22 protein-coding genes are annotated in these 18227 nt (G+C 51.2%); 12 read left to right on the forward strand and 10 right to left on the reverse strand.

The genetic code is table 11. The annotated features are described in order from the left end of the window. The first annotated feature begins 7 nt into the window (after window positions 1-7). The 6 genes from pstA to HCN83_RS04220 all read left to right on the forward strand — a co-directional run bounded on the left by pstA (window position 8) and on the right by HCN83_RS04220 (window position 4650). Window positions 8-892 (forward strand): phosphate ABC transporter permease PstA, encoded by an 885-nt coding sequence (gene pstA, locus HCN83_RS04195; protein WP_168005161.1) that lies wholly within the window; start codon window positions 8-10, stop codon window positions 890-892. A gap of 25 nt (window positions 893-917) precedes the next feature. Next, window positions 918-1745, forward strand: coding sequence for a phosphate ABC transporter ATP-binding protein PstB (gene pstB, locus HCN83_RS04200; protein WP_168005069.1), 828 nt, complete (start codon window positions 918-920; stop codon window positions 1743-1745). Between the two features lie 12 nt (window positions 1746-1757). Beyond that, window positions 1758-2402, forward strand: a complete 645-nt coding sequence (gene phoU, locus HCN83_RS04205; protein WP_168005070.1) for a phosphate signaling complex protein PhoU — start codon at window positions 1758-1760, stop codon at window positions 2400-2402. 11 nt (window positions 2403-2413) lie between these two features. Then, on the forward strand, window positions 2414-3154 hold the full coding sequence (locus HCN83_RS04210; RefSeq protein ID WP_168005071.1) for a response regulator transcription factor: 741 nt from the start codon (window positions 2414-2416) through the stop codon (window positions 3152-3154). Between the two features lie 558 nt (window positions 3155-3712). Beyond that, on the forward strand, window positions 3713-4072 hold the full coding sequence (locus HCN83_RS04215) for a DUF1516 family protein (protein WP_246238088.1): 360 nt from the start codon (window positions 3713-3715) through the stop codon (window positions 4070-4072). Window positions 4073-4500: 428 nt separating this feature from the next. Beyond that, the gene (locus HCN83_RS04220) at window positions 4501-4650 is read left to right on the forward strand and encodes a YrzI family small protein (protein ID WP_168005072.1); all 150 of its coding nucleotides are present in this window, start codon (window positions 4501-4503) and stop codon (window positions 4648-4650) included. A 248-nt stretch (window positions 4651-4898) separates the two neighbouring features. Here HCN83_RS04220 and HCN83_RS04225 read toward each other — a convergent pair whose 3' ends face one another. Both HCN83_RS04225 and HCN83_RS04230 read right to left on the reverse strand, forming a co-directional pair. After that, the gene (locus HCN83_RS04225; protein ID WP_168005073.1) at window positions 4899-5999 is read right to left on the reverse strand and encodes a M14 family metallopeptidase; all 1101 of its coding nucleotides are present in this window, start codon (window positions 5997-5999) and stop codon (window positions 4899-4901) included. 74 nt (window positions 6000-6073) lie between these two features. Beyond that, on the reverse strand, window positions 6074-6577 hold the full coding sequence (locus tag HCN83_RS04230; protein ID WP_168005074.1) for a GNAT family N-acetyltransferase: 504 nt from the start codon (window positions 6575-6577) through the stop codon (window positions 6074-6076). Between the two features lie 171 nt (window positions 6578-6748). Between HCN83_RS04230 and HCN83_RS04235 the strand changes: the two genes are divergently transcribed. Further along, window positions 6749-7465 (forward strand): lytic transglycosylase domain-containing protein, encoded by a 717-nt coding sequence (locus tag HCN83_RS04235; protein WP_246238089.1) that lies wholly within the window; start codon window positions 6749-6751, stop codon window positions 7463-7465. Between the two features lie 86 nt (window positions 7466-7551). Here the strand turns inward: HCN83_RS04235 and phnE are convergent, their stop codons facing one another. From phnE to HCN83_RS04255, 4 genes are all read right to left on the reverse strand, one after another. Continuing rightward, window positions 7552-8358: a phosphonate ABC transporter, permease protein PhnE gene (phnE, locus tag HCN83_RS04240; RefSeq protein WP_168005075.1), complete on the reverse strand. Its 807-nt coding sequence runs from the start codon at window positions 8356-8358 to the stop codon at window positions 7552-7554. Further along, window positions 8358-8846 carry a phosphate/phosphonate ABC transporter permease gene (locus HCN83_RS18720; protein ID WP_343033648.1) on the reverse strand — a complete coding sequence of 163 codons (489 nt, stop codon included), beginning with the start codon at window positions 8844-8846 and terminating at the stop codon, window positions 8358-8360. The genes phnE and HCN83_RS18720 overlap by 1 nt, the downstream gene beginning before the upstream one ends. A 320-nt stretch (window positions 8847-9166) precedes the next feature. After that, the gene (gene phnC, locus HCN83_RS04250; protein WP_168005076.1) at window positions 9167-9946 is read right to left on the reverse strand and encodes a phosphonate ABC transporter ATP-binding protein; all 780 of its coding nucleotides are present in this window, start codon (window positions 9944-9946) and stop codon (window positions 9167-9169) included. 60 nt (window positions 9947-10006) lie between these two features. Continuing rightward, complete coding sequence (locus HCN83_RS04255; RefSeq protein WP_343033649.1) at window positions 10007-10888, reverse strand: phosphate/phosphite/phosphonate ABC transporter substrate-binding protein; 882 nt, start codon at window positions 10886-10888, stop codon at window positions 10007-10009. Between the two features lie 384 nt (window positions 10889-11272). Here HCN83_RS04255 and HCN83_RS04260 point away from each other — a divergent pair, with 384 nt between their 5' ends. Beyond that, window positions 11273-12115: an HAD family hydrolase gene (locus tag HCN83_RS04260; protein WP_168005077.1), complete on the forward strand. Its 843-nt coding sequence runs from the start codon at window positions 11273-11275 to the stop codon at window positions 12113-12115. Here the strand turns inward: HCN83_RS04260 and HCN83_RS04265 are convergent. From HCN83_RS04265 to HCN83_RS04275, 3 genes are all read right to left on the reverse strand, one after another. Continuing rightward, window positions 12096-12590 carry an AAA family ATPase gene (locus HCN83_RS04265; RefSeq protein ID WP_168005078.1) on the reverse strand — a complete coding sequence of 165 codons (495 nt, stop codon included), beginning with the start codon at window positions 12588-12590 and terminating at the stop codon, window positions 12096-12098. The genes HCN83_RS04260 and HCN83_RS04265 overlap by 20 nt on opposite strands. A 75-nt stretch (window positions 12591-12665) precedes the next feature. Next, entirely contained in the window at window positions 12666-13784 is a 1119-nt protein-coding gene (gene ald / locus HCN83_RS04270) for an alanine dehydrogenase (RefSeq protein ID WP_168005079.1), read from the reverse strand. 78 nt (window positions 13785-13862) lie between these two features. Beyond that, a complete protein-coding gene (locus tag HCN83_RS04275; protein WP_168005080.1) occupies window positions 13863-14078 on the reverse strand; it encodes a KTSC domain-containing protein in 216 nt (71 codons plus the stop codon). A 174-nt stretch (window positions 14079-14252) separates the two neighbouring features. Here HCN83_RS04275 and HCN83_RS04280 point away from each other — a divergent pair, with 174 nt between their 5' ends. Beyond that, window positions 14253-15911, forward strand: coding sequence for a putative bifunctional diguanylate cyclase/phosphodiesterase (locus tag HCN83_RS04280; protein WP_168005081.1), 1659 nt, complete (start codon window positions 14253-14255; stop codon window positions 15909-15911). Window positions 15912-16360: 449 nt separating this feature from the next. Here the strand turns inward: HCN83_RS04280 and HCN83_RS04285 are convergent, their stop codons facing one another. Further along, window positions 16361-16501, reverse strand: a complete 141-nt coding sequence (locus HCN83_RS04285) for a hypothetical protein (RefSeq protein ID WP_168005082.1) — start codon at window positions 16499-16501, stop codon at window positions 16361-16363. Window positions 16502-16986: 485 nt separating this feature from the next. Here HCN83_RS04285 and HCN83_RS04290 point away from each other — a divergent pair, with 485 nt between their 5' ends. The 3 genes from HCN83_RS04290 to HCN83_RS04300 are packed head-to-tail and all read left to right on the forward strand — an operon-like array spanning window position 16987 to window position 18157. Continuing rightward, a complete protein-coding gene (locus tag HCN83_RS04290) occupies window positions 16987-17409 on the forward strand; it encodes a disulfide oxidoreductase (RefSeq protein WP_168005083.1) in 423 nt (140 codons plus the stop codon). 4 nt (window positions 17410-17413) lie between these two features. Next, the gene (locus HCN83_RS04295) at window positions 17414-17881 is read left to right on the forward strand and encodes a thioredoxin family protein (RefSeq protein WP_168005084.1); all 468 of its coding nucleotides are present in this window, start codon (window positions 17414-17416) and stop codon (window positions 17879-17881) included. A 15-nt stretch (window positions 17882-17896) separates the two neighbouring features. Continuing rightward, window positions 17897-18157: a hypothetical protein gene (locus HCN83_RS04300; RefSeq protein ID WP_168005085.1), complete on the forward strand. Its 261-nt coding sequence runs from the start codon at window positions 17897-17899 to the stop codon at window positions 18155-18157. Window positions 18158-18227: the final 70 nt, after the last annotated feature.

Consider the following 18227-nt stretch of genomic DNA (forward strand, 5'->3'; position numbering starts at 1 on the left):
TATGGCAATGAATTATATCGATCAGGAAGCAGTATCCAGACAGCTGCCAAAGCGGATAGCTATTAACAAAATCATCCGCGGCCTGTTTTTCGGATCGACGCTGTTCGGCCTTGTCGTGCTGGCTGTCCTGCTGTATGACGTGATTACCGACAGCTGGGGCTGGATCAACTGGAATTTTTTGACGAGTGTCACTTCGTTTGATGCTGCAAATGCAGGTATCATCGGAGCGATTACCGGAACCCTCTGGCTCATGATTATCGTTGGTCCGCTCACGATGATTCTTGGAGTGGCGACAGCGATTTATTTGGAGGAATATGTAAAAGAAGGTCGGGTCCGCACCTTTTTTGAAACAAACATCTCCAACCTGGCAGGTGTGCCGTCGATCGTTTTCGGTCTGCTAGGCCTGACTGTATTTGTTCGTATGCTCGGTATGGGATCCGTTGTACTGGCAGGTGCGCTGACGATGTCCCTGCTCGTGCTGCCGATCGTCATCGTAGCCTCACAGGAAGCGCTTCGTGCCGTTCCGTCCTACTTGCGGGAAGCATCGTTCGGTATGGGAGCAACGCGCTGGCAGACGATCAAAAACGTCGTTCTACCGGCTGCGCTTCCGAGTATCTTAACCGGCATGATTTTAGCGATGTCACGTGCGATAGGGGAGACAGCACCGCTGATTGCGATTGGAATCCCGGCGCTTCTCATTCCGCTGCCGTCCGGACTGTTTGACAGCTTCACCGTTTTACCGGTGCAAATCTACTACTGGACGATCGATGCTGCATTGAATGCTGAACTCGCTTCGCTGGCGGCTGCAACAATCGTTGTCCTGCTCGTCGTTATGTTCATTCTGAATGCAACAGCGATTTTAATCCGCAACAAGTTCCAGAAACGATTCTAAAGATGACGAAAGGGGATGTCTGATCATGAGTCAGGTATCAGTAAAGCAAAACGCAAAGGTGGAGCTGCAGCCGCAAGGGGAAAAGGCTGAAGCGAAAAAGGAAATCGTGTATAGCACGGAAAAAGTAAACTTATGGTACGGGAAGACGCACGCACTGCATGACATTGAGCTGGATCAGCGCGAGCAGGAAGTAACCGCGATTATCGGGCCGTCGGGCTGCGGTAAGTCAACGTATATCAAAACATTGAACCGCATGGTGGAAATGAATCCGGATGTTAAAGTAACGGGCAAGATTTACTACCGCGGTCAGAACATTTACGACCGCCGTTTTCCGGTCGAAGAGCTCCGCACACGTGTCGGCATGGTGTTTCAGAAGCCGAATCCGTTTCCGAAGTCTGTGTTTGACAACGTCGCATACGGTCCGAAGATTCACGGCATCCGCGATAAGAAGCTGCTTGAACAAATCGTTGAAGAAAGCTTAAAGGGAGCCGCTATCTGGGACGAAGTAAAGGACCGCCTTCAGGAGAATGCATTCGGCCTTTCCGGGGGGCAGCAGCAGCGTCTTTGTATCGCCCGCTGTCTCGCAGTAGAGCCGGACGTTATTCTCATGGACGAGCCGACATCTGCGCTTGACCCGAAATCAACCCTAAAAGTTGAAGAGCTCGTACAGGAGCTAAAAGCAAAATACTCGATTATGATCGTCACACACAACATGCAGCAGGCGGCTCGGATTTCTGACCGGACGGCATTTTTCCTAAACGGTGAAGTGGTGGAATTTGATAAAACCGATACGATTTTCTCGAATCCAAACGACAGCCGAACAGAAGACTATATCACCGGACGATTCGGTTAAGGAGAGAGAATGATGATTCGAAATACATTTATGACCGAACTTGAGCAGCTGAAGCAGGACATTACAGCACTTGGGAAGGATATTCAGCAGGCGTTTCACAGCGTCTATGATGCAATGGCTGAAAACTGCGTGCCGGCGTTAAAGGATTTAATTGATGCTGATGACGCGATCAATGCGAAAGAGCTGGAAATCAACGAACAGGCGACGCTAGTGATCGCCAAGCAGCAGCCTGTCGCGAGCGACCTGCGCCACATTATCGTCTGCCTGAAGATCAGCAGTGATTTAGAACGAATGGGCGACTTGAGCGTGGACATGGCGAAAGCATACATGCACATGTCCTCCCGCGAAGCGTTTCTCGCATATAAAGAGGATCTCGATAAGATTCAGGCTTCTGTAACCGTCATGATCGATCGTGTGCTGGAAGCCTACGCCTCGCTTGACGTCCTGAAGGCGCAGCAGATTGCCGGAATGGATGACGAGATTGACCGCGCATACGGTGAGCTCGTGAAAGCCCTTTTTAAATCGGACTACAGCGCTGATCAGACGGCGCAGCTGGCGTTTATCGCCCGCTACATGGAGCGCATTGGCGATTACTGCACGAATATCGCAGAGTGGATCATTTACGAAGTGAACGGCAAGAGGTTTGATCTCAACTAGGTGGTGGTTGGATGAAGGAACGATCGGTTCTGATTCTGGAAACGGATCTGGACCTTTTGGAGAAACTTAAGCAAAGCTTCTCCGGCGGCGGTTTTATCGTCTGGGCGGAGACGACAGTACGCGAAGCAGAAAAAACGCTGCTGCACCGGCGGCCGGACGGTATCGTCGTTTCTGCTGTGCTGGATGAAGAAAGCGGGCTGGATTTCTGCCGGCATATCCGGTCAGATCAGAATTGGACGCCGCTGATTATGCTGACAGAAAGCGATGACGAGCTGGACTGTGTGTTGAGCCTCGAGCTCGGGGCGGATGACTATGTGATGAAGCCGGTTCGCTATAAAGAAGCGGTCGCGCGCATGAAGTCCGTGCTTCGCCGGGGTGAGCTTTGCTGCACCTTTACCCAAGTGGAAACAGACGATGGCATGATTATCCGCAACGGCAGGCTGCTGATTGATCTGAATCAGCACAGCGTCTTCGTTGAAGAGGAGTGGGTCGAGATGACGAAACGGGAATTTGAACTGCTGCTGTACCTCATGCAGCATCCGGACCGTTCCTTTTCGCGGGGCGACCTGCTTGAAGCCGTATCTGACGTGGAGCGGGATCTGGATGAACGGATCATCGATGTGTTTATCAGCAGGCTTCGCCAGAAAATCGAACCGAACAAACGAAATCCAACATACATCAAAACCGTTCGCGGCGTCGGATACATGATGCGGAGCCAGGAGCAGGGAAGATCCCGCGCCACGAACTCATAGGTCATATAAGAGTAAGGGAAAAACGGGCAGCCGCCCGTTTTTTCTTTTTGAAATCTGTATGGATGGGCAAGCCGGCATTTATGACAGGTGACTGTATATTATCCAGCTGCATCGTATATTCCGGGCGTCAGTCATCCTCTAAGAGGGAATTGTCGAAAGTACGAATGTGCGCTTAGTCGACTAGGTAAAATGAACTAAAAGTAACTTAACACGGCCCAAAAGCGATACAACCTCGTTTGAACGTAACTTAAGACGGGTGGAAAGAAACACAAGAGAAGGGGAAAGTGATTCAGGCAACTTAACAGACCGTTATAACGAATAAAACGACTCAAAGACCTGTAAATGCTACTTAAGCTGGCCCAAAACGAACAACCGCTGAGGATCGGTGCATCCGGCACCTGATCGACCAGCTTATTCATACTGCGTGTCGGCCTTCACGGAAAGCCAGCATCGATCGAAGCAGAAGGATTCGCTGATTTGTCACCGAACCGTTTTGCACGGCTGATTTTTTTCCGATATAATGAAATGTGCGAAAGAAGAGGGAAGGAGGGGACTGGTTTGAGTTATGATGTATTTCTTCATTCACACTCGCTGTTCTGGCTGGTGGGAGTGATTTTGTTTGCCCTGATTACGATCTTTTATAACAAAGGCAAAGCAAAGCCTGCAAAGATCATGCACATGGTGCTGCGCCTGATGTATATTCTGCTTCTCATCACGGGTGTAACGATGGTGATTATGAATTTCTACTGGGCGACAGCCGTAAAAGGTATTCTTGCCTTCTGGCTGATTTATACGATGGAAATGATCGCAACGCGCACTGGTAAAGGAACGCTGACAGGCGGTTTCAAAACCAATATGTGGATTCAATTTGCCATAGCGCTCGTCGTCGTGCTCGTATTCGGCTTCGTCGTAACATAAGCCTATCAGAAACTGTCCTGCTTTTAAGGGCAGTTTTTTTTGTATAAAATTGTCAACCATAGACCTAATTTTCAAAAAACGCTTTACAGAGCCTGATCGGTTCTGTATGTTTAACGTATAACAAATTCTTACAGAAAGGAGCGGTGTTCCCATGACAGTTACACGTACACAATCCATCCACACATCTACATACAGTCGGAACACCGCTTCGTAAGAGGACTGCCGTCTTAGACAGACCGTCCTCTGATATACCGGAACCGGAGTTCCTTTTCCTGTACATGTCTCTTCGATGAACCGTCAGCTGCCCGGCTGACCGGAGAAGAAACGGCTGTACAGGAAGGGCTCCGGTTTTTTATTTTCTGAAAGGAGGAGAACAAAGGGAGATGCCTTCCGCGCGGCAGATACACCGGGCGCAGGAGGGATGAACGATGCAGCTGAACTTAATCTTTTTCACTGTGCTGATTAAGCGGAGGCACTTCAGTGAACAGGAGCGCAGGCGGGAGGCGGCCGTGGCAAAACGGCGGGAAGCGTTTCGCAGCCAACAGGAGAGACCGATGCAGAACAGACGTCTTTATTAAAGTTTACAACAAATTAAAGGAGTGATGCTGATATGATCAGAGTAACCAACGGAACCCGGATGAAAGGCACAATTTGGACGGGATTTATATAGCCGCTTCCGGCCGGAATAACCGCATAACAATGTAAACGAAACGCCCGGCCAGCTATAGGCCGGGCGTTCTGACTTTTGTGGATGAAAATGGACGGACACGGCGGGAGCTTGTGTTATCAAGCCTGTCATAGTTGATGAGAGTCACCGACCCGAACTTCAGAGCAGGCCTTCCGAGCTGAAAAGCGCCAAATATGCTTTGTACAGCTGCCGCAGGTATTCCCGCCGCCAGGCAGTGTCCTTCGGGTCAAACAGAGCCCGGAAATGTTCGCGTATGTCCTGTGTCGACGTAGAAACATAGTCAGGAGAGATCGACAGCGCATGCTCCTCAATCATCGCCCTGCTGCAAAATAAGAAGCCGTCCGACGTTTCCGGCACCGTGCCAGCTTCCATCAGTGCGGACACGACGCGCTTGCCCGGATACGTTCTCATCAAGTACTGCTGCAGGACCGCCGTCGCATCTCCAAGTTCGACGGAACCGTCTCCTTTTTGAATCCAGGGATGCGCGATTTCCTGCTCCAGCTCCTGAGCGGAACGGACTTCATTTTCATTGAAGATCATCTGCAGTTCACCTTGGGGACCGCCGCCGGTGTGGAGGTCGAGGTGAATGATCTGTTTGTAGCCGGCGGCCCAGTCGGAAAAGCTGAGAGCGAGCTTCTGGGATGCTTCTTCCATTTGAGCACCGCCGAAATAAAGGCCGAACCGCTCGGCATGCTGAGGAGGCGGCGTATTCTTCATTTCCGCAAGCTCAATGTCGGAGTAGGTAGCGGACAGCTCATAGCGGACATCCGGGGGCAGAGGTGATTCAGGCGTAAACAGATCACGCCGCCGCTGGTACAGAAGCGGCATTTGCTTTCGTCTCGCTGCCCAGTCTTTATGAAAATTCCGGTTTAAATCAACGTTTCTCGCTGTGACGCGGCGCCGATGTCTCATTCCCCAAGGGTTTACGCCGTGAACGAGCCGGATGCCGGTTACCTTCGGATCGACATATGGAAACAGCTCATCGATAAAAAGGTGCAGCCCGGCTGCTCCGGCATAGCCTTCAACGCCGTGCAGCCCGCTCGTAATGATAAGCAGCGTTTCGGGTGATTCCGAAGCATCCGCTAATAGTACATCCGCTGTGTTATCATCCTGCGGCACCCCGATAAACCACTTATAAAGAGCGACTCGGTCCCATTTTTCACGCAGGTCGTCAATACGTGTCCGGAAGAGGGCTCTGGATTGTTCATAGGTTTCCTGAAAGTAGCTGTTTTCGTTCATGATCCCGGACCCCCTTTCCTGTCTGTAAAACCGTTCCACGTTTCAAAAGAGGTGAAACATCATCCAGGATGTTTTTAATGCCGTTGAAGAAGACTGTGCCATCCGAAGATCTGTTCATGCATCTGCACGCCGTCGATTAAAAACGTGTCTTCCCCGAGAAGCTTTCCTCCTGTTTTTTCATAAAAGCGCCTGGCCTGGTAGTTTTCCGTTAGCACGCAGCATACTGCTGCATTAAATCCGAGGAGGCCGAGCTCGTGCAAAGCAGCTTTAAACAGCTTCGAGCCGACTCCCTGCCGATGGTGCTGCTCTCGTATGTAAAGGGCATATATCTCTCCATCAAAACCTTTCCAGCTGCCGGAGTGTTCCGGCCCATGATGGACAAAACCGACGATTTTTCCTTTGATTTCTGCGACTATGACGGAGCTCGTTTTTTCTTTCCAGCGTTGTTCCCGCTCTGCTTTTGACATCCTGTCTAAATACGAATCAGGAACGACGCCGCGGTAAGTCTCCCGCCAGCTGTCAACGTGAACAGCGGCGATGCCTCCGGCGTCTTCCGGCTGTGCCTGACGGATGATCATCTCGCATTCCTCCCTTTCCCATTATTATACAAAAAAGCAGGTTTGCGTGCACAGATGTTTAAGAATAGCTTAAGCGGGAAGTACAGGAAACAGGGCAATACACGATACGTATGCTTTAGTCACGTCAGGTATCTTTTTCATTACAGGATGCCGGAAAGCAGAGGAGAATATATGCGTAGAAATACCATTTTAGGAAATGTGCTGCTGCAGACCATGCATATCGGACTTGCCGTTGTGCTGCTCCTTCAGTACGGGGCGCAGAGCGCTGTTTCAGAGCCTGCTGCTTCTAAAGATGCAGTGGCGCTGGACCGCAGTGCAGGCTTTGACAGCGCGCTGCTGGAGCTGTCTGTTGCTTCATCAGAGCTGCCGGATGATTATACGATTCGGGGTGCGGTCAACTGGAAAGACATCAAAGGATTAACGGAGTTTCTTTATATAGACAGCGACGGTCATTTTAAACGGGACTGGGCCGTGCTGCTCGGTCTGGAAGCGGACAAGCATGGAATTGATCCGCTGATTGTCTATGAGCTTTTAAAGATTGAATCTGGAGAAACCTTTGATCCTGATGCAGTCGGACCCAAAACTCGCTATGGTCAGGCATATGGTCTGGCCCAGTTTATGGAGAACACCGGCCCGTGGATTGCGGAAAAAGCCGGCATGGACTATGAGAAGGAAAAGCTGTTTGATCCGCACTATGCGATTCAGCTTTCCGTCACTTATTTGTCGTATCTGTATGAGAAGTATGAGGACTGGGATCATGCATTAACCGCCTATCACCGCGGCATGACCGGTCTGGAGAAGTATATCGATGAGAACGGAGATGCAGCAAGCTGGTACGCTGTTGAAATTCAGGAAAATGCGGAACTGACAGCTTCCGGAAGGCAGTGATTTCAAGCTGAACCGCAAATGGTGCAGGAGGATCCGCTGAGATCCCCCGGCACCATTTTGCCATGTATAAGCGATAAAACAGCTTCCTACACAATGCGTTTACTGATAAATGAGCTGAGATAATCGATCGCCGTGACGACGAGAATGATGACGATCAGCGCCATGCCGACTTCGTCCCAGTTCCGGTTCATCGTTGCGAGCTGAATCATCAGACCGATGCCGCCTGCACCGACGAGACCGAGAATCGTCGAGGAGCGAACGTCGATTTCATAGCGGTAAATCGCATAGGACAGAAACTCCGGCGTGATTTGCGGCACGATGCCGTACCAGAGGATTTGTGCCCGGTTCGCACCGTTTGCTTCCAGCGACTCGACAATCTTCATGTCTGCCGATTCAATTACTTCTGCATACAGCTTTCCAAGCATGCCGATGGAGCCGATCGCGATCGCAAGCACGCCGGCGAAGGGCGATGGACCGACAGCGGAGACGAAAATCAACGCCAGCATGATCTCGGGGAATGCGCGAATGGCATCCAGCGTCCACTTCGACGACAGGTTCAGCGCTTTCGAAGTTATCATATTTTTAGACGCTAAAAAGCCGAAGGGGACCGCGAGTATCGCAGCGATGAGCGTGCCTGCAAAAGCCATTGCGAGCGTCTGCAGCATCAGCACAGCTGCCTCTCCGGCCACGGCTGTATTCGGCTGGAACAGCTGCGGGATCACGCGGGTGAAATTTTGCAGCGTCTGCTCGCTGAACACTCTGGCAAAGTCGATGCCGATACCGGCAAACGTCCATGCATAGATCAGGATGAGCGCAGTGGAGATCCCGGCGATTTTCCACTTACGCTTCGGACTGACGATTTTTTTGGGCGGAAGGTTAAGTGCCTGTTCCATCAGAGAATCGCCTCCCGGATTTTTCCGCTGATATACTCAATCAGGACGACAGCGAGAAAAATAATAAAGATAATCATCATCGTACGATCGTAGTCCATGAAGCTGATCGACCGCTGCAGCAGCTGACCGATTCCGCCTGCGCCGACAAATCCGAGCACGAGTGACGCCCGGACGTTAATCTCAAATACGTACAGGCTGAAAGACGTATACTGCGGCAATATTTGGGGGATCACCCCGTAGCCAATCACCTGAAGCGTATTGCCGCCGCTTGCTCGAATGGCGTCGAGCGGTTCATTATCGATGGCTTCAATTGTTTCCGCCAGCAGCTTGGCAAGGATTCCGAGCGAAAAGATAATCAGCGCGAGATTCCCTGAGAAAACACCGATCCCGAACAGACCGACGAAAATAACGGCAAGGAGCAGATCGGGAATCGTACGTAATATGTTCATCATCTGCTTGGTCGTATGATGGAGAAAGCGGTTTTCCATGATGTTTGAACGATGCCATCAGGCTGACCGGGATACAGATGACGGCTGCCACAGTGGACGCAATGATCGCCATCTGAATTGTCTGGGCCAGCCAGAACCACGCTTCGACCGCATAGCCCCAGTTCGGAGGAAACAGCTGGCCGAACATAGCCAGAATCGTTGGAATTCCGGCGATCAAATCGGCGAGGGATGCGTTCGTGTACAGCAGGGAAAGCGCATAAAGGACAGCAACAGCAGTAAAGATGAAGGTAAGCCGCCATTTCGTTTTTTTCGCTCGAAGGCCAAGAGCTTCCGCAGCGGCAGGCTGCATAACGGCAGTGCTAGGAGGCATGGTCTTCGCCTCCGACTTTGTCCTCTTCACGAATCGTACGGCCATAAATTTCCTCGAACGTTTTTTCTGTGACGTCGGACGCCGGGCCGTCATAAACGACTTCACCGCCGCGCATGCCGATAATGCGGTCGGCGTATTCCATCGCCATATCGATAAAGTGCAGGTTTACGATCGTGGTAATTTGATCCTCCTGATTGACGCGTTTTAAATAGGACATCACCTGATGCGACGTCGGGGGATCCAGGCTTGCGACGGGCTCATCAGCGAGCAGAATGTCCGGTTCCTGCGTCAGCACACGTGCAATCGACACACGCTGCTGCTGGCCTCCGGAGAGCTCGTCCGCGCGGGCATGAACTTTTTCGGCAATGTTCACCCGCTGCAGCGATGTGTAGGCGAGCGAGAGATCCTCTTTGCTGTAAAGCTGCAGGAGCGTGCGGAGGGTTCCGGTATGGCCGAGGCGACCGGCAATCACATTTTTCATTACGCTCGAGCGCTTGACAAGATTATAATGCTGAAAAATCATGCCGACATTCGTGCGCAGGTCGCGCAGCTTCTTTCCTTTATAAGGCAGGATATTGTCGCCGTTCACGCGCAGCTCACCGTCTGTCGTGGTTACCATGCGGTTAATGCTGCGGATAAAGGTCGATTTACCAGCGCCGGAAAGACCGACAATAACGACAAATTCGCCTTTATTGATCGTGACGTTAATATCTTTCAATCCCTTCGTCCCATTTGGATAGGTGAGGGAGACGTTGTTAAATTCAATCATTCTGATTCCTCCTGGTCATTAAAACACCCGCCGGATGCTGCTCCGACGGGCGGACATTCATTAGTCGAGCGGGTCTACTTCGTCAGAGAACTCATTGTACGCATCGCGCACGATGTCATAATCGCTGTCATCTGCTTCTGTAATACCAGTCCACTCGTAAACCTCATCCATAATCTGAATCATATCTTCGTCATCGTTAAACGAAAGGAACGCTTCCTGAATCTCATCGATAAAGTCCTGCGGCATGTCGCCGAGTACGGAAATCGTATCGTTCGGAATCGGCTCTGTATAACCGAGTACGCGCAGACCGTTTTCTTCATCCATTACTTCCGGATAGTCATCTTCAATAATGCCGCGGGCATCTTCAAACGTTGTTGCAACGTCTGCGTTGCCTTCAAGCACGGTGATCAGAGCGTTGTCGTGAGAGCCTGCTTCGACCATACCGCCGAAAAAGTCTTCTTCATTCATGCCAAAGTCGTTGCGGATTTCAGTCGCCGGGAACAGGTAGCCGGACGTGGACGCAACGTCAACAAATGCCCAGTCAGCCCCTTCCAGATCGTCGATGCTTTCAAAATCAGAGTCAGCACGAACAGAATATTGAGCGCGGTAGCTGTCTTCGCCGTCACGGACCGATTTCAAAATTGCATCAATGTCGTAACGCTCGCTAGCGAGCACATAGGCGAATGCAGGGATGAAACCAATTTGAACCTGGCCGCTTCCCATTGCCTCAACGAGTGCGGAGTAGTTCGTCATAACCGTTCCTTCAACCTCTACGCCAAGAATGTCAGACAGTTCGTCTGCGAGCGGCTCAACGGTGCTTGCAATCTGATCCGAATCAGATGATGGTACAAATCCCATGACGATTTCATCCGGCCGGTCTGCATCGTCTTCAGCTGCTTCTGCTTCGTCACCGCCGTTGTTTGTATCATTGTCGACGTTCACTTCTGCGTCGGCATTGTTTTCCGGTGTATTCGTTTCGTTTCCGCCGTTATTGTTTGCGTCCCCCGCAGGCTGCTAGCATTATCGCTGCAGCGGCTGCTGTCAAAAGAGCTGTTGCCTTTTTCATGTTCTCAAAACCCCTTATCATCGATTTGGTTTGTTCGTCCCTGATTATGCAGGAAGGAAATCGATGTGCCTAGCGAATTTACGGTTTCCTAACAAAGGATTTACAGAAACCGGGTTCTATTCATCTGCTGTTCATAATCTTTATAAAAAATGAGCGTGAATGGGGAGGGAACAAGGAACAGCGCGTAGCTTACAATCATAAGCAGATTTACAAAGCTGTAATCGAAAACCGCTTGCTTCAATTGGAACAGGGAGGGTAAAATGCAGCAGGACAGAAAGGAGCGAGCAATGTATATCTTTGATTTAGACGGCACACTTTATGAAGGGACCGCCCATTTTGATTACTATGCAGCTTTAATGAAGCAGGAGCTGCCGGCAGAATGGCAAAAGGCGTTTGAACGTGATTACGAGCAAATGAAGCGTGGTGAGCATGCGGTAAAAATTGGGACGGCTTACGACACAGAACAGGATACCATTCTGGAGGTGGACCCCTTTACCTCACGTATCACGGCTGTGAAATCGTGGAGCGGGGAAAAGCTCGATGCGTCTATGTATACGGACGGTCCGCAGGAGTTTGATTTTGAACAGATCGTTGCGATTGGTGACGGCTGGTGGCTGCCGTTTGCCTGCGCGCGCCATTACGGAATCCGTGACTGTCAGCCGTTTTATCATGAAACGAAGCGCTTTATGGGGACAGAGTCGTTTCAACTGAAAAAAATCGAGGGGCTGCCGGCTTTTTTAAAGCAGCTGAGTGATGTTTTTCCAACGGTGCTTGTGACAAACAGCGATGCTGAAGATACGAACCGGCTCTTAGGAGAGCTTAATATGCGAAGTATCTTTCATAAAGTCGTTCCCTCTGCCGGGAAACCGGCGGCGACAGCGACCTTATTTGAGGAATTAATCAACGAGTTTGGACATATGCCGCAGACGGTTACGTCCGTAGGGGACAACCTCATGAATGATGTAGCACCGGCTCTGAGGCTCGGCATGCGCGGTGTGTTTATCGGCACCTCAGTCAAGTCGGGAGACAGGCTGGAGCAGGCTGAAACGATGAGTGAATGGATGGAACGAGAAAAGCATAGAATCAGCCGTTACGTGCGATAAACCGCTCCAGCTCACGATTGGATGATAGTCGGATTAATTTTTCTTCCGGCACGATGGAAAGGAGTTTCGGCAGTTTCTGGCGGCGAAAACGGATTGTATAGAGCAGAAACTCCAGGTTCAGCCGTTCCGGACATCCGGGAGCCATGTCGGGCCTCGTTGTTTTGCGGTAGCGAAAACGCCGTTTTACAATGCGGTACAGGGATAGGAGCAGCGGGCGTTCGAAGAGCAGGACACAGTCAGCGCGTTCGATCCGATCCTGCAAGGATGCGCGGTAATTGCCATCGATAACCCAGCGGTTTGTTGCGGCAATCGTATGGACGATGCTGCGTTGGTCCTCTGCGTTCAGCAGCTCCCAGCCAGCTGTCCACATATATCTATCGAGATGATGCACAGGAAGTTGAAGCGACGCACCAAGCTTTCGGGCGGCAGTTGATTTTCCGGTTCCCGGTGAGCCAATGATGACGATCCGGTTCATCGATTCAGCCCCCTTTCAGAGATGTCATACGAGCAGGCCCGTTCCGGAATCCGGAGCGGGCCTGCTCGTGAATAATCAGCCGCCGAGTGCGGCAAGCGGATCCTTGCTTGTATAACCGAGGTCACGCGCAACAGCTTCATACGTGACGAAGCCGCCTGCCGTATTAACTCCTTTTAGCAGGCCGGGCTGCCGGCGAACAGCTTCGTGAATGCCGTGAGCTGCAATCAGAGATGCATAGGGCACGGTGACGTTCGTCAGACCGATCGTTGACGTGCGGGGAACGGCTCCCGGCATGTTGGCTACGGCATAGTGGACGACGCCATGTTTTGTATACGTCGGATCATCATGCGTCGTAATATGGTCGATCGTTTCGACTATGCCGCCCTGATCGATAGCGACGTCGACAATCACCGATCCGGGATGCATCGTGCGCACCATCTCTTCGGTTACGAGCTTTGGCGCCTTTGCTCCGGGAATGAGCACAGCTCCGATGAGCAGGTCCGATTCCTTCACGGCCTGCGCAATCGTAAGCGGATTGCTCATAAGCGTGTTGATCTCTGTTCCGAACAAATCATCCAGCTCGCGCAGCCGTTCGGGACTTAAATCGATAATTGTCACATCAGCGCCAAGCCCCATCGCAATTTTTGCTGCATTTGTGCCGACAACGCCTCCGCCGATCACCGTCACGCGGCCCCGTTTCACCCCGGGGATGCCAGAGAGCAGCACACCGCTGCCGCCTTTAGGACGCTCGAGAAACTGGGCTCCGATTTGTGCCGCCATGCGTCCGGCTACTTCACTCATCGGAGTAAGAAGCGGAAGCGTACCGTCTTTTTCAACCGTTTCATAGGCGACAGCCGTCACTTTATGCGTCGTGAGCGCCTCTGCAAGATCCGGCTCAGCTGCGAGATGGAGATACGTAAACAGCAGCAGGCCTTCACGAAAATAGCCGTATTCCTCCGGGAGCGGCTCTTTCACTTTCATCACCATATCGCTGCGCTGCCAGATGACTCCTGCTTCGTTAACAAGCTCCGCGCCCGCCTGTTCGTAATCGGTATCCGGAAAGCCGCTGCCGGTTCCGGCATCCTGTTCGATTAAAATGGTATGCCCCTGCTGGCTGAGTGTCATGACGCCGGCGGGGGTGAGGGCAACGCGGTTTTCATGATTTTTTATTTCTTTTGGAACTCCGATGATCATCCAGATCCGCTCCCTTCTGAAAATAGGACCGCACAGCAAACCGGCTGCCCGCTGAACGGACAGCCGTGAACGCGGCCGTTACTGAGATACCTCTGTGTAAGGAAACCGGTTAACGATATTATTTTCGTAAAACTCGCGCATGTTTCTGCTGGAATACATGCCGACGTAATCGGATTCACGCACCTCGTAGTAAATAATGTATTTCCCGTCTTCTGTCCGTACATGAAGCTGCTTCAGCTCTTCATCATAACCGACCCGTTTGAAGCCGTTACTGTTCAGATCTGCCCATTCCATGGTAACTGCCCCCTTTATACCAGTTTATAGTATTCAATTCCCTGCCGATATAAGAGATAAACGTCCCTTCGTAAGTCGGAAGGCTTATTTGAGTGGGACGTTATCAACATATTACCGCATCTTCCATGCTAATAGAGACGATACAGATGATGACGACAGAGACGGGGGACATGTATGAAATTCGATCAATCAGGTCTTCTGGCTTCGCTTGAGCTGGAAGGAGAACACCTGCACAAACTACTGGAATTTATGGAGCAGCATGCGTATCCTGTGCTGCTGGATGAAACGAACCGAATCATCAAAATGAGCGAGACGCTGGCGGCACTGCTTCATTTGGAGCAGGAAGACGCTATGGGACGCACGTATGAACAGTGGAGCGGCCTGAATTCCGGTGAATGGCGTAACGCCGTACAGTCAGGCGAGTCGATTTCTATAACAGGAAAAGACGATACGAGCTGTACGTTTCAGCTGCTGCCGTATGAACTTCCGCATTTAGGACGAACGATTTTATTTCACCGGAACTTAACACTGCTGGAAGCAGCGAAAGCAGCGATTGACGAATTGAGCGCGACTGATTCTCTGACCGGGCTTCCCAACAGAAAAGAGCTGGAAGCAGCGATCGCGAAAACAAAGCTCGATAAAACGCCGGCTACGCTGATCATCGTCGATATTAACCGCTTTAAATTTTATAATGACACGCTTGGTCCGTTTACCGGCGATGAGCTGATTGTGCAGATGGGTGAAAAGCTGCGTCGGTTTCGGACGCAGTCGTTTCAGCTTTTCCGGACCGGAGGAGACAAGTTTGCGTTTCTGCTTGAGGGAGTCTATCACAAAGATACAGCCGCAGCTTTTGCGGAGCGCATGCTCCCAACCATACGGGAACCGTTCTTTATTAAAGGGAAAGAGCTGTCCATCTCTGTCAGTATCGGGGCAGCAGTGCGTCCGGGACCGGACAGTGAAGGACGAAGCCTGATTCAGCAGGCAACAACTGCCGTGCAGTCGGCGAAAGAAGACGGCACAAAGGCTGTCGTGTTTTACGATCCGGAGCTCCGCTGCCGCTATGATAAACGGCTGCAGCTGGAGCACCGGCTGCGGCGGGCGCTGCGCAAGAAGAATTTTTCGCTTCATTTTCAGCCGCAGTACGATTTCGCAACGAAAAACATGACCGGTGTGGAGGCACTGCTGCGTTGGACAGACGAAGAGCTCGGCATGGTCCCGCCTGCCAGGTTTATTCCGGCTGCAGAAGAATCCGGTTTGATTGTCCCGCTCGGGCGCTGGGTGCTGATGGAAGCTTGCCGTGAAGGGAAGCGCCTGACAGATGCAGGGCATCAGCTGTCTGTCGGTGTTAACATTTCACCGCTGCAGTTTCAAAGCAGGGATTTCGTAGCTACCGTCCGCAGCGTGCTTCAGTCAACAGGATTTGATGCAAAGCTGCTCGATCTGGAGATCACGGAAAACGATCTGCTTTATCACCGTGAAGAATGCCTGGAAACGCTGCAGCAGCTGAAGGAGCTCGGCGTGCGGATCTCAATCGATGATTTTGGAACGGGCTACAGCTCGCTCAGCTATTTACGGCAGTTTCCAGTTGATACGCTGAAGATCGACAAATCGTTTATCCGTGAAGTACTCGATAACCGGAACGACCAGGCGATCGTTGCTTCTATTATTCAGCTTGCTCATAATATGAACATGCGCGTCATTGCCGAAGGCGTTGAAAAACAGGAAACGATCCCGTTTTTAAAAGACAGGGCCTGCGATGCGATGCAGGGTTTCCTTTACAGCAGACCGATGCCGGCAGAAAGCCTGCATGAGCGGCTCGGTATGGCAACGTAGCCGTTCTCTGTTTAATAGTATGCAAGCGGGACGTGCCTTTATCTCATACAGAGGTATCCACCTGATAACAAGCTGTAAACATGCTTGCACCGATATGCGGCAGTGAACGATTGGACTTCTTAAATCACTTCATAAAAATCTGAAAAAAACGGGCTAATGCCCGTTTTTTTCAGGCTGTTGACAAAGTCATGTTAGGTGAATAAGATTGCATCTGCCTGTATCTGCGGACACTCTCTTTCCGGAGGGAACGGGCTCAGCTAACCGCTTCCTTCTCCGTCGGAAGCGCTGGATCTTCGCCTTGTTCTGATCCTCCCGGAGGCCCTTCGATGTCGGCAGCTGCAGTGCGTGTCACGTACCTGGTTAGGACTGCACGATCGGCTTCCATACAGATAGAACTTTCCCGATGAGACGTTTCAATGTTGAATAGGGGTGTCCGTACTTCCTAGAAATCATGATAAACGTAAAAAAGCAGTCGCGTCTGTCTGTTGTGACGTTGTTCTCCACGAATCAGAGCCGTTTTCCCGATGTGTCCGGCGGAGGCGCAACAAGCAGTCTGAAGATTCCGTGCCGTTCAGATCTGCGAACGGCATCAACGCACGAGCGGAGCCGGACTAGGTCTTGAAGGCTTCTTGTAAGAAGCCTGTGTCCGAGTGAAGCCTCATAGCCGTTCGATCTTGAACGGCATGAAAAGCGCGAGTGGAGCCGGACCGGGTCTTAAAGGCTTCTCGCGAGAAGCCTGTGTCCGAGTGAAGCCGCGCCATCCTACGTGCCTTTCTTCTCTTCATACAGGTGTCACCCTGAGAAATAGCTGAAGGCCAGCCCACGGCAGGCTAGGTAAGCAGAGGGGAAATACAACCAAACGAATAAACATGTAAGTTGAAAGGCTTTTTCTGCTGATAATATTCTGATTACATGAGCCTTCGTGAGGCCGGCAGTGTGTTTGAGCAAGCTCAAGAACCGTGTTTAGTTAAAGCCTTCGCGACAGATATGAAGGACTATTTTCAAACCTGTTTCAACTTTTCTTTACAAAGAAAATCCGGTCGGCTATCATTTAGATAGAACAGGAGAGAGGCCGATGAAAAACAAAGTGGAATCACTGCTTGCCGGAGCGTGGATTACAGCATTCACTGCAACGCTCGGCTCGCTTTTCTTTTCGGAAGTGATGAATTACGTACCGTGCGATCTCTGCTGGGTACAGCGTATTTTTATGTATCCGCTCGCAGTGATTCTCGCTGTTGCCGCAGTGAAAAAAGACGCTGGTGCGGTGAAGTACACGCTGCCGCTGTCGCTGATCGGGGCTGGCATAGCGCTGTACCATTATTTGATTCAAAAAGTGCCGGCTATACAGGAACAGGGCAGCGCGTGCGGGATTGTGCCGTGCAACGCCCAGTACATTAACTGGTTCGGCTTTATCACCATTCCGTTTTTAGCGTTAACTGCTTTTACGATTATCAGTGTGCTGCTCATCATGGTGATGCGCACAGTGAAAAGGGGATAGCATCATGAAGAAGATTTTACTGTTCGGCGGCATTGCCGTTGCACTGTTTGTTACGCTTATCGTCGTCGTTCAGCTGCAAAACCAGCAGCAGGCGGACGGCAATCCATTTGGCAAAAGCACGCTGGCTCAGGAAACAATCGATCAGCTCGATGATCCAAACTACCAGAACGTGATTCTGCCGGAAGAGCTGGATGAACGGCTCGCTGACAATGAAGACGCACTGATTTATTTTTACAGCGGACGATGTGACTATTGCAATCAGGCGACTCCGGTTCTCGTGCCGATGGCTGAGGATGCAGGAGCCGACCTGGAGCTTTATAACGTATTAGAATTCGAGGAAGGCTGGAACGACTTCGATATTGAAGGGACGCCTACGGTTATTCTGTTCGAAGATGGGGAAGAAGTGGACCGGATAACGGGTCTTGGTCCCGAAGAAGAATATGAGCAGCTGTTTGAGCGGGCTGCTGAATAAAGAAGGAGCGATTTCATGAAACGACTGGCGATGATGATCGGCATCACAATTTTTGTCGGCTGGACGATTGCGATGCTCGTAAACTATAGTATTTATGCAGCCTCAGATGATCCGTCCTTTTTCAGCCCTCTCGTAGACGGCATTTTGTTCATGGCCGTCATGTTCGGGCTTTACCTGCTGCTGTATAACGTCTATCAATCCAATCGAAAAATGGCGACCATTCAGCTGGTCGCAGGAGGATCGCTTGCGCTGATCGGAGCGGTCGTCCTCTTATAAGCGTATCGTGACAGATTCGTGAGCCGGTGCTTTTCCTGTTAATCAGGGAAGTGCCGGCTCTTCGTTTTTC

The organism is Alkalicoccus luteus (assembly GCF_012034335.1).
Taxonomy (GTDB): domain Bacteria; phylum Bacillota; class Bacilli; order Bacillales; family Salisediminibacteriaceae; genus Alkalicoccus; species Alkalicoccus luteus_A.